At 34.8% G+C, this 11,372-nt stretch carries 13 protein-coding genes; 5 read left to right on the plus strand and 8 right to left on the minus strand.

Annotated features, from left to right (window positions below):
- Positions 1-49 precede the first annotated feature (49 nt).
- On the minus strand, positions 50-2,617 hold the full coding sequence (locus tag ACEYOS_RS03145) for a BamA/TamA family outer membrane protein (RefSeq protein ID WP_373708758.1): 2,568 nt from the start codon (positions 2,615-2,617) through the stop codon (positions 50-52).
- On the opposite strand from ACEYOS_RS03145, the gene ACEYOS_RS03150 reads away from it, so the two are divergent.
- Positions 2,603-3,331 carry a TrmH family RNA methyltransferase gene (locus tag ACEYOS_RS03150; protein ID WP_373708759.1) on the plus strand — a complete coding sequence of 243 codons (729 nt, stop codon included), beginning with the start codon at positions 2,603-2,605 and terminating at the stop codon, positions 3,329-3,331. The genes ACEYOS_RS03145 and ACEYOS_RS03150 overlap by 15 nt on opposite strands.
- A 27-nt stretch (positions 3,332-3,358) precedes the next feature.
- Here ACEYOS_RS03150 and ACEYOS_RS03155 read toward each other — a convergent pair whose 3' ends face one another.
- The 4 genes from ACEYOS_RS03155 to cmk form a co-directional block, all read right to left on the minus strand.
- Positions 3,359-3,856, minus strand: coding sequence for a phosphoribosyl-ATP pyrophosphatase (locus ACEYOS_RS03155; protein ID WP_373708760.1), 498 nt, complete (start codon positions 3,854-3,856; stop codon positions 3,359-3,361).
- Between the two features lie 2 nt (positions 3,857-3,858).
- On the minus strand, positions 3,859-4,167 hold the full coding sequence (locus ACEYOS_RS03160; RefSeq protein WP_373708761.1) for a phage holin family protein: 309 nt from the start codon (positions 4,165-4,167) through the stop codon (positions 3,859-3,861).
- Between the two features lie 78 nt (positions 4,168-4,245).
- Entirely contained in the window at positions 4,246-4,629 is a 384-nt protein-coding gene (locus ACEYOS_RS03165) for a YtxH domain-containing protein (protein ID WP_373708762.1), read from the minus strand.
- Positions 4,630-4,736: 107 nt separating this feature from the next.
- Positions 4,737-5,411, minus strand: a complete 675-nt coding sequence (gene cmk / locus ACEYOS_RS03170; RefSeq protein ID WP_373708763.1) for a (d)CMP kinase — start codon at positions 5,409-5,411, stop codon at positions 4,737-4,739.
- A gap of 238 nt (positions 5,412-5,649) precedes the next feature.
- On the opposite strand from cmk, the gene ACEYOS_RS03175 reads away from it, so the two are divergent.
- On the plus strand, positions 5,650-6,135 hold the full coding sequence (locus tag ACEYOS_RS03175) for an FISUMP domain-containing protein (protein WP_373708764.1): 486 nt from the start codon (positions 5,650-5,652) through the stop codon (positions 6,133-6,135).
- A 239-nt stretch (positions 6,136-6,374) separates the two neighbouring features.
- Here the strand turns inward: ACEYOS_RS03175 and porQ are convergent, their stop codons facing one another.
- On the minus strand, positions 6,375-7,373 hold the full coding sequence (porQ, locus tag ACEYOS_RS03180) for a type IX secretion system protein PorQ (protein WP_373708765.1): 999 nt from the start codon (positions 7,371-7,373) through the stop codon (positions 6,375-6,377).
- A 135-nt stretch (positions 7,374-7,508) separates the two neighbouring features.
- On the opposite strand from porQ, the gene pyrH reads away from it, so the two are divergent.
- Positions 7,509-8,216, plus strand: a complete 708-nt coding sequence (gene pyrH / locus ACEYOS_RS03185) for a UMP kinase (RefSeq protein WP_373708766.1) — start codon at positions 7,509-7,511, stop codon at positions 8,214-8,216.
- Positions 8,217-8,276: 60 nt separating this feature from the next.
- A complete protein-coding gene (gene frr, locus ACEYOS_RS03190; protein WP_373708767.1) occupies positions 8,277-8,831 on the plus strand; it encodes a ribosome recycling factor in 555 nt (184 codons plus the stop codon).
- A 304-nt stretch (positions 8,832-9,135) separates the two neighbouring features.
- On the opposite strand, the gene ACEYOS_RS03195 is transcribed toward frr, so the two are convergent.
- Entirely contained in the window at positions 9,136-9,789 is a 654-nt protein-coding gene (locus tag ACEYOS_RS03195; RefSeq protein WP_373708768.1) for an NAD(P)H-binding protein, read from the minus strand.
- A 126-nt stretch (positions 9,790-9,915) separates the two neighbouring features.
- Here ACEYOS_RS03195 and ACEYOS_RS03200 point away from each other — a divergent pair, with 126 nt between their 5' ends.
- Entirely contained in the window at positions 9,916-10,269 is a 354-nt protein-coding gene (locus ACEYOS_RS03200) for an MmcQ/YjbR family DNA-binding protein (protein WP_373708769.1), read from the plus strand.
- Here the strand turns inward: ACEYOS_RS03200 and ACEYOS_RS03205 are convergent.
- On the minus strand, positions 10,266-11,186 hold the full coding sequence (locus tag ACEYOS_RS03205; protein WP_373708770.1) for a bifunctional riboflavin kinase/FAD synthetase: 921 nt from the start codon (positions 11,184-11,186) through the stop codon (positions 10,266-10,268). The genes ACEYOS_RS03200 and ACEYOS_RS03205 overlap by 4 nt on opposite strands.
- Positions 11,187-11,372 lie beyond the last annotated feature (186 nt).

Genomic DNA, 11,372 nt, shown 5'->3' on the forward strand with positions numbered 1-11,372 from the left:
CTTAACAAATGTAGCAAAAAAAATCGCAGAATAATCTGCGATGATATTTTTAAAAAGGATACCCAAATGCGAAATTTAGGATTGGTTTGAGCGGTTGCCATTTGCTGATCACCCAGCGGTCTCCCATCGGTTTATTGGGGTCGTACACTTTGTAAGCGGCATCTAGACGCAAAGTAATATAGGCGACATTAATTCTTAAACCAATTCCGGTCCCAACGCCCATTTGGGAGATGAATTTATTAAACTTGAACTGATCACCGAAACCACTGTCTTTTAAACTCCAGATATTTCCGGCATCGATGAAAGCTGCTCCTTCAAACATTTCTGTGAATGGCATTCTGTATTCGATATTGGTGGTCAGTTTTACATTGTCCATTGCATAGGAACGAACCTTTTCATCAAGTTGAGAATCAGCCGGACCAAGGCCTCCAAAAACTCTCCAGGCGCGAATATCATTTGACCCACCATTAAAATAAGACCTTACGAAAGGCATACTTGATGAGTTTCCGTAAGGAATTCCGATTCCTATAAATTGTCTTAAAGCAAGTGTCTGTTTTTCATTATTAAAAGTAAAATATTTTCTAACATCAAAGTCAAATTTCACGAACTGAGAATAGGGAATATTAAAGATCGTTCTCGAAGGACCAGAAACGATTCCATCCTCTTTCCGGTTGCTGTTAAAAATACTGAAAATATTTCCAGCCATTTCAAACTTTCCATTAAAATAGAAAGGATTTGGTCGGTCTTTCTTCCCAATTTCATTATAAACAAAATTATAAATCATGGAGGAAATTAGAATGTTTTGGGTTTGGCGGTCTTTATTAATTAAAGATTGGAGAAATGTATTTAAAGTTGAAAGATTATCGCCAGTCAATCCTTGCTGAAAGTTTTGATCATCTACAATCATGGTTGACAATTCATCGGAAGTGATGTTTCCAGCAATAAAATCCTGGTATAATGCAGGAGAATAGATCTCAAAAATCTGGTCACGAACATCACCGTCTCGAGGGAAGAAATCATAATAACGATCTTTATTTCTCGTTAAACTTAACTGCGTATTGAAAATAGAAAGTCGATGCGACACAATATCATTGGCATTGGCAAAGTAATTTAAACTCGCATTAAAACCAATTCTTCCTAAACCAATATTGTCTTGTACAGAAGTTCCTAAAACAATGGATGAAGTAGGTGAGTATCTTTTAGGAACTACTTTCCAGGTTTGGAACGGAAGAAGCAAACGAGGGAAATTCAAAGAAGCCTGCGCTGAAATTTCGTAAGCCAATGTTCTTTTGTCTGTATTTTTAGAACTGACCACAGAACCGAAAATACCGGAAAGACTGGTCGTTAAGTTTTCCGCGCCGCCAAAAATATTTCGACTGGTAAGATCCACGGAGGGAGAAACACCGAAATTTAAAATTTGTGAATAATTAAGATCGGTTGCAACTTTTAAATCATATTTGGGAAGTGGTGCCAAGTAATAACTGACATCCAAAATACTATCGCTTGGTTTACGAAGTGTTTCATCATATTTAATAATGCTGAAGTTGTTCATCGCCGCGATGTTACGCTTGGTCAAATCTAAATTTCCTTGGTCATAGACTTCGCCCGGACGCAAAATAATTGGTCGCCATAAAGACAATGTTTTATACTGATCATCGAGCTTGTAAAAGTTAATTCGCAAGAGTGAATCTTTCACCGTATCTACAGAATCCGAAAGTTTCTCCAAAAGATGAACCTTAACTTTACCAATGGTAGTAAGCTTGTAGCGGGAATTCATAGAGTCTTTATGAATATCCATGGTTAACGGAACATTTTTTCTGCTTGTTAGAGTATCAGCGGTAAAATAAATTTCTTCATTTGAACTGTTAAATTTATAGTAGCCTTTATCTTTCATCAAGTCATTGATTCTTTTGACTTCTTTTTCCAGTACTGCCTGATCCAGGACTTTCTTACCACGAACCAAACTTTTATTAAGGTTTTGTTCATAAATATCTTTAATAGCTGGATCTGGAATGTTGTAATAATAATCACTGATGTAAGTTGGATCTTTATGCGTGATTAAATAATTTACCTGCGCTTTTTTTGCGGCAGAATCTAAATCGTGACTAAATTTAACATCGGTATCCCAATATCCTTTATAGACTAAAAATTTCCGAACAGAATTAGCGCTTTCTTCTGTTTTACCTTGATCTAAAATAACTGGCGGCTGGCCAATATTCTGAAAAAAGCGTTCATAAAAAAGTCTTTTTCCCACATATTCAGGATGGTTGAATTTTACAAAAAGAGAATCGCGTAGTTTTTGATCTCTCATTTCTGAGGGATATGTCATGTATTCGGCAAGGATAGAATCGTATTTTGGATCTGTCGCATTATAAAACCATAATCCAAGTGGGAAAATTAAGAGTTGCTTTTTATTGGGCTTTTGGGCAACATGGCTTTCCACTTCATCGTCATGTACTTTTCCATCTTCATACTTAAAGTTATTTTTGGTCAGAAGATATTCACCATCGGGAACTTTTTTCGTTGTGCTACAAGCGTACAAAAAAAGAATAGTGATTGCAGATGAAAAAAATAAGTAATACTTTTGAAAATATTTTGAAAAATGCTTACGGCTCATAAAATAAAAATTTTACAGTCTCTTGATAAAAAGAAGTTCAGACAAAAATACAATTTGTTTTTGGTTGAAGGTAATAAAACCATCAAAGAAATACCAACTTCTCACTACCTAATCAACGAAATTTATTCTTTAAATCCAAGTGAATTATCGCTCGGAAATATTAACGCAACAGAGATTTCAGCTTCTGAATTAAAAAAAATAAGTTTCTTGCAACATCCGAAAGATTCGGTGGCAGTTTGCGAAATGAGAGAAGAATTATTGCAAAAAGAAGCTGGCGTTCAATTGATCTTAGACGGAATACAGGATCCTGGAAATTTAGGAACGATTATAAGATTGGCAGACTGGTTTGGGATTTCACAAATTATATGTAGTGAAGATACCGCAGATTTCTACAATCCAAAAGTAATCCAGGCAAGTATGGGCTCGTTTCTTCGGATGAATATTGTGTATCAAAATTTAGAAAATTATCTAGCAGAAAATAATCAGCCTATTATCGGAACAGATATGGATGGAACGAGTTTTTACGATTACGAATTTCCAGACAATTTTAATTTAGTTTTAGGAAATGAAGGAAACGGAATTCGACCAGAAATAGAAAATTTACTGACTGATAAAATTACGATTCCACGTTTTGGAAAATCGAAAGCTACAGAAAGTCTTAACGTGGCGATGTCTGCCGGAATTATCTTAGGTCAAATTTTCAACAAAAAATAAGTCGGAAAAAAAATCCGACTTTATATTTTATATCAACTGTTCAAAACTCGATGTTGTTTTACTTTTTTCGTATTCGTCCAATTTTTTACGAATAAATCGCAGCGCCATTGGAGCTAAATAGATAAGAGCTAAACCGATCAGTTTTTTCTTCCAACTTTTATTATAGAGACTTTTGCGGGCATAATTTCCAACAAAGGTAACGACTCCTATTTTCATGGCGTTTTCTACAACGCTTAATCCACCTTCGCTTTTTGCAAAATTTAAAACTGAACTTCTGCTTAGCAAGGTATCTTTAATGTTTCCAGAAATCTCTTTTACGATCTCATTGGTTTTGAGGGAAACGGTTGTCTCTCCTTGAATATTGGTTTCTGATTCTAGATATTTATCTGTAAATCCGTGGGTTAAAGCACTTAAACTTTCTTTCGTATTATCGAAGGTCAAGAGATCTTCTAAGTCAGAAACCTCTTTTTTCAATAATGCTTTCTTTCGTCTGAGTTCCTCCAAACTATTGTATTTCGTGCTCATCTTTAAGAATTTATAAATTTAATAATTTTATTGGCCACATTGTTTTTAATAGAATTTCGGGCTGCAAAAGTGATGATGATTATAATCAAATAAAACGCTGCCATAATTAAAATGCCGTAAGCGTAATTACCCAACCAAGATCCAATCAACAAGCCCAAACCGATATTAAAAAGGATGATGAAAAACAAAGCCGCAATCGCTGCTATAATAAGATAGCTTAATGTACCTACAGTGACAGAGGACTTTTCGGTCGCTTCCATCTTTAGCAATTCTATTTTTTTTGAGGCAAAGTCTTTTATAATGTCAACCATAATATTTTTTTTAAAGTTACAAAAAAAGGAACTTAAATTAAGTTCCTTTTTATTTTTAGGAATAAAACGGGCTCGAGATTATGATCTCATTCCGTCTAATTCGTTTTCTACGTCTCCTACAACTTCTTTAGTTTTAGCAACCGCTTGATCTTTGTATTTATCATAACCATCTTTTACAGAAGTTACTACTTTATCAGCTGTTTCTTTTAATTGAGAAGAGATATTACCGTACTGATCTTTTACTTTACCAGATACATCTTCATATTGTTCTTTAGCTTTTTCAGAAACTTTACCATACTGATCAACAGCCTGATCTTTTAAATCACCTGCTTTATTCTTGATCTTCTTTCTTGTTTCTGAACCTTCTTCTGGAGCGTAAAGCATTCCAAGAACAACACCTGCTGCTGCTCCTGCTAGTAAACCTGCTAATACACTTGCTGCGTTATTACCCTTTTTTGACATCTTAGTTAATTTTTTAATAGTTAATAAATCTAATGTAGTGGATTTCTCCATCTCTTCTAAAGTTACAATTAATATACCAAAGAAAAAAGTTAGACTCTTAAAATATGTTAAAAATCAGTAAGGTGTGATAAGATGAGATCAATGGTTTGATTTTTCGTGAAATTTGAGTTATCAATCACAATGGCATCCTGGGCTTTTTTCAATGGTGCGACTGCTCTTTCGCTGTCCGTTTTATCTCTGGAGATCAGATTTTCTCTCACGGTGTTTTCATCCGTTTCGAAGCCCAAACTCCGCAATTCTAAAAAGCGTCTTTTTGTCCGTTCTTCTACACTTGCTGTCAAAAAGAATTTAAAATCTGCCTTGGGTAAAATTACGGTGCCGATATCGCGACCATCCATAATAACACCGCCTTTTTTGGCCATCTCTCTTTGCGCGTCGAGCAGAAAATCACGAACTTCTTTTTGACTGGCTATTAAACTTACATTCTGCGAGATTTCATTAGTTCTAATTTCTGTTGAAATATCCTGTCCGTTCAAGAACATGACCAATTCGGTATCAATGGGTTTAAATTCTAATTGAATTTCATTAAACCTCATAAAGAGCTCCTCTAAATTAATCTTGCCATCTTCTCCCAAGCAATTATTTAAAGCAAAGTAAGTAATCCCACGATATAAAGCTCCAGTATCCAAATGAACCAGACCCAGTTTGTGAGCAATGATTTTCGAGATCGAACTTTTGCCAGTAGAAGAGTAGCCGTCGATAGCAATTACAGGTTTTCTCATAAGTACAAATTTCCTGAAAATTGTTGGGTAAAAAAAATATTTTCACAACCTCTGGCTGATTTGGGATTAAGGTTCAATTGACTCACTAAAAATAGCCAGTAAGAGCTTTTGAAAATTAACGAAAAACAGAAATTGCGATAGAAGTTCTTTATAGATAACTATTGTATATTGAATTTATTACAAGTATTTTTGTTTTAATATTATCAAATAAACACAAATAACTTTTAATTTTAAAAGCATGAAAAAACTAATTTTACTCGTTTGTTTTGGATTTGGAATGACCAACAGTTTAAACGCTCAGGAGAGCAAATGTGGAGCCTATATCGCTCCCGGAGTTTGGAAAGAATTTATGTGTGAGAATGTGGGCGGTGAAATAGCGCTCTATACCTGGAAGGAAGCACAAAACGCTTGCCCAAGTGGATTTCGTTTACCTACCGATGTTGAATGGAAGGGAGTTGCAGACCATAATCAATATGAATGGAAAGGTAACGGAGGTTCTTCTTCGAGAGAAGCACTATTTGGTGACAAACTGATTTTGTACCCAATGGGATATTCTTCAGAAGATGGAAGTTATACCAGCAGTGAAAATTATTATGGTTATTACTGGAACAATAAACCCTTGGAAGGGAAACGAGCTTTCAATATTGTGTTTTCGGCCTCTGGCCATGATGCTGAAAATTATGGCTTGGTAGGTAAGTTTTCTGTTCGTTGTATCCAAGAGTAATTGTGGAAATTATAATTAATTTTAATAGTGAACCACTGCAATTGCGGTGGTTTTTTTTAGATGGTTTATTCGTAAATATTTTACTTTTAACGTTTTTAATAAAAGCATTAAATACATTTATCATCCTTAAAATTTAAATGTCCTTGCATTTTTAGTACGAACACGTTCCGCTTAAATAGTAGAAATTCCTTCTGAATTATCAAAAGGAATTTTTTATTAAATTATATTTTAAAGAAAATTTATCTTCTGTTTCCAGACACCTCAATTAAATCAAGCGTTAAACCAAACATATTGACATTCGAAGAGTTGTGATATCTCACATGAGCGTAATCAAATCGGAAGCTAGAAATTTTAATTCCAAAGCCCGCGGATAATCCGGTAAAACTTCTTTGATCCAAAAGAGCGAGTTCATTGCCACGTCTTACATTATATCCGAAACGAATATTGAAAGCCTGTTCCGGAAAAAGTTCGGCACCTAAGGAAAAGTGATCGGCAATTTTTCGGCTCCAGTTAATGGGTTGACCATTATTATCGAAATCCTGAGAAATATTAAGTTTTTGTAAATCGTGGGCGGTAATGGTGAACGCTAACGGAAATTCATCCAGAATTTTGGTGTATCCTAAATCAACTCTGAAAGCAACATTCTCACGAGTTCCATTAAATGATTTGAATTGATAGCCAAAATTCCTGAAAACCAAAGCCAATGTTTCGCGACTTTGTTTATTATGATAAGTAACTCCTGCGGTCCCAACAACTGCCATTGAAGTATAACTGTCGATTTTTGAAGTGACAAAATTGGCGCCACCAGCTATGGTAAAATCTTCATCAAACTGGTACGCATACGAAAGTCCAAGGGAAGCATCCATCGCACCAAAATCACCATTGATCTCTGCACTTTCATCAGTTCTTGGCATTTTGCCATAATCCATGTAACGGGCATTAAAACCGATCAAATGTCCTTCTTCCAGATCTTTCACATAACTAATGGTTCCGTATTTTGAATCCGCCAGATATGAAGCGTAATTGACCGCAATCATGTCATCTTGATCCAAATTCATCAAACTTGGATTTACGCCTACAAAGCTTGCATCAAAGTCTCTGATGGAAACAGCGTCACCTCCCAAAGCTGCCTGTCTGGCAGAGACGGGAATGTTCAGGAAAGGATACACATTCGTTCCTTCCTGAGCAGAGAGCAAGCCAGCAATAAGTAGAGTGGAAAAGGCGGTAATTTTTTTCAAGTGGTGTGGTAAAGATGCAAAAATAATTTATTTAAGTACTTTTCAAAAATAATTTCGGTGTAAATATAAATCTATTAACGAAATTATTTGTGTTTCCTTATATTTGCACCGTAAAAAAGTAAAAAAAAGTAAAAAATGAAATACCAACGAATTCTTCTAAAATTAAGTGGCGAGGCATTAATGGGAAACCGACAATATGGAATCGACAATGACCGATTGAAAGAATATGCGGCAGAAATTAAAAAAGTAGTCGATATTGGTTGTCAAGTGGCAATTGTTATTGGTGGCGGAAATATCTTTAGAGGTCTTGCTGGTGCAGCGACAGGAATGGATAGAGTTCAGGGTGATTACATGGGAATGCTGGCGACCGTTATTAATGGAATGGCCTTACAAGGAGCTTTAGAAGATGCTGGAATTTTCACGCGTTTACAAAGCGCCATCGAAATGGATAAAGTGGCTGAACCATTTATCAAGAGAAAAGCAGTTCGTCATTTAGAAAAAGGCAGAGTCGTAATTTTTGGTGCTGGTACTGGAAATCCGTATTTCACTACAGATACCGCAGCGACTTTGAGAGCAATTGAAATGAATGCTGATGTGATTTTAAAAGGAACGAGAGTCGATGGAATCTATGATTCTGATCCTGAAAAAAATATTGATGCTGTGAAATTTAATAACTTAACGTACAGTGAAGTTTTTGAAAAAGATCTGAAAGTAATGGATATGACTGCTTTTACCTTAAGCAGAGAAAATAATTTACCGATCATCGTTTTTGATATGAATAAAGAAGGAAATCTTCTAAAAGTAGTTCAGGGTGAAACTATCGGAACCTTAGTGAATTTATAAAAAAATAATGCTATTTTTGAATACTTCATTTTAATTAGTAAAACAGAAATTTAAGATATAATGGAAGAATTAGAACTTATTGTAGATATGGTTAAGCAGGAAATGGATGCTGCCATTAAACATTTGGAACATGCTTTTCAGAAAATTAGAGCCGGACGTGCTTCTACAACAATGGTACAAGACGTTATGGTAGAGTATTACGGAGCACCAACACCCTTGAGTCAGGTTGCGAACGTGATGATTCCAGATGCGATGACGATTTCAATTCAACCTTGGGATCGATCTGCAATTGGAGCCATTGAAAAAGCAATTATCAATTCAAACCTCGGATTTGCACCTTCTAATAATGGAGACAATATCATTTTGAATGTTCCGCCATTGACAGAAGAAAGAAGACGTGAATTGGGTAAACAAGCGAAATCTGAAGCAGAAGCTACGAAAATTGTAGTTAGAAATGCGCGTCAGGATGGAATGAAAGAACTTCGCAAATTAGAAGGAGTTTCTGAAGATTTAATTAAAGATGAAGAAGCCAAAATTCAGGTCATTACCGATAAATACATCAAAATGTGCGACGATCACTTCAAAGTGAAAGAAGCAGAGATTATGAAAGTATAAACTTTTTTTGATCATCATAATAAAAGCCGTTTCAGCATTGTTGAAACGGCTTTTTTACTTGTTAAATCTTTAAACACAAATGGCACTAATGATTGCACAAATTTCACAACTAAAAGTTTATAATTAATTTGATGAAGTGATCAAGTAATTAAAAATTCATACATATATTTTTATAAGAATTACTTTTTTGCAATTATTGATAAAATAATCCTTTGCTAAGTGAAACACCTTTGCGATCGTAATTTAGTAAGCATAATCATTTATACCTCTTTGCGTCTTTGCGTTAACAAAATTGCCATTTAAATCAATTATGTTTATCAGCGAAACTAAAAATACTTCCCAGTTTAATTTTAGAGTAACCGTTCGATTTAATTTTAGAGGCGTTGATCATAGCATGAGCTAGAACTTCAGTTGGTAAAGGTTTCTGACTTTTTAATAAACCAAGGCTATTAATAAATTTAATCACTTTTGCGCCTGCAACTTCCCCGAACCGGTCTGAACTTTTTCGCTCCAGCATTCCGGGTTGAAAAATAGTTACTTTGTTAAAATGTAAATCTTTAATTTTTTGTTCTAATTCTCCTTTGATCTTAGAATAGAACATTGCAGAATTCGAATCTGCACCGTAAGCGGAAACTAAAATAAAATCTTCAACGCCATTTTCTCTAGCACTTTTTGCAAAGTTATATTGATAATCGACATCGACTTTTTTTTGAGCTTCTTTGCTTCCGGCAGCTTTCAAAGTTGTTCCCAAGCAAGAAAATGCAACGTCTCCTTTAACCAGATCTTTCCAATCAGCAGGTTTTTCAAAATCAACGATATGAACTTTTAGTTTTGGATCATTTATTTTTAAAGCTTTTCTAACAAAGACATGAACTTCGTTGCAATCCGTATCCTGAAGTAATTGATGAACAAGGTCTTTTCCGGTTGCGCCAGTTGCGCCGATGATTAGTGCGATCATTTATTGATGAGTAATGGGTAATAATTAATTAGTAATCTTAACTAAGATTCTGATTCATAAAATTACTAAATTTGTTGGACAGTTTAACAATTACTTATTGCTAATTACCCATTACTTATAATATACATGGATATCACAGAAATTTTGTCGTACTGTCAGCAAAAAAAAGGAGTGGAGGAAACCTTTCCTTTTAATCCAGAAACTTTGGTGTTGAAAGTGGCAGGAAAAATGTTTGCTTTGATACCGTTGGAAAAACAACCTTTAGTGATCTCTTTGAAAACAGATCCAGAGTGGAGTGCTGAACTTCGGGCGCAATATCCCCAAATTCAAGGTGCATATCACATGAATAAGACACACTGGAATTCGGTCGTTTGTGAAAGTTTGAAAAAGGAATTGATTTTTAAGTTGGTCGATCATTCGTATGATCTTATCGTGCAATCTTTAACAAAAAAAATTAGAGAGGAATTATTAAATTCCTAAAAGCTAAACTCAGACGTCAGTCTTTTATCTTCATCTAATCGTATCATCAATTCTTCAAGACCATTAAATTTAATTTCTTCGTGTAGAAAGTCTCTGAAGTTAACCGAAATTTTCTGGTCGTAAATATCTGCATCAAAATCTAAAATATAAACTTCCACAGAAACATTCGTTCCGTTCACGGTCGGATTGGTACCAATACTCAACATTCCTTTATAGTGTTGGTTCTTCACAAAAACATCAACTATGTAAGCGCCTTTCTTAGGTAACAATTTAAGCTCATCGACTTCAATATTTGCGGTCGGATAACCAATTGTACGGCCGATTTTTTTACCGTGAACAACTGTTCCAGAAAGAGAGTAGTTATAGCCCAACATTTCATTGGCAAAAATAACATTGCCAGCTGACAGCGCGTTTCTAATTTGGGTTGAACTTATATTTACCTCTTTATAAGAAACTGCTTCCACCTGTTCTACATCGAAACCGAGTTCTGGACCCATCTTTTTTAATAATGAAAAATCACCACTTCTGTTTTTTCCAAAAGTATGATCGTAACCGACAATTAAATGTTTGACCTGAAGCTTCTCTACCAAAATATGTTTTACAAATTCTTCGCCTGTGAGATTCCTAAAATCTTCATCAAATTCTTTTAAAAATAAATGGTGCAAGCCGTTTTTCTGAAGCAGGTATTTTTTCTCCTCAATGGTATTTAATAGTTTTAAATCATCGATTGGATTGAAAACTTTTCTTGGGTGTGGCCAAAAAGTAAGAATGGCAGATTTTAGATTTTTTGCGTCGGAGATCTTATTGAGTTTTTGTATGATACTTTGATGTCCCAAATGCACACCATCAAACATACCAATCGAGAGCGCCAAAGGATTTTCGGAAAGTGAACCGACGAAATTTTCTGTAATTATCAACTGAAATTCTTAAATAAGAGTGGAATTAATCGTCCTAAAAATGGACTTGAAATAACTTTATGCAAATATGACAAAAATCTTCTTTTAAACCAATTGCAAATGTGCGAATATTCATTATATTTGCACTCAAGAAAAAAATTAGCAATGGCAAACCAACTTAAAGGAAAAATTTCTCAAATTATCGGT

The organism is Kaistella sp. (genome assembly GCF_041824135.1).
In the GTDB taxonomy this organism is placed as follows: Bacteria; Bacteroidota; Bacteroidia; order Flavobacteriales; family Weeksellaceae; genus Kaistella.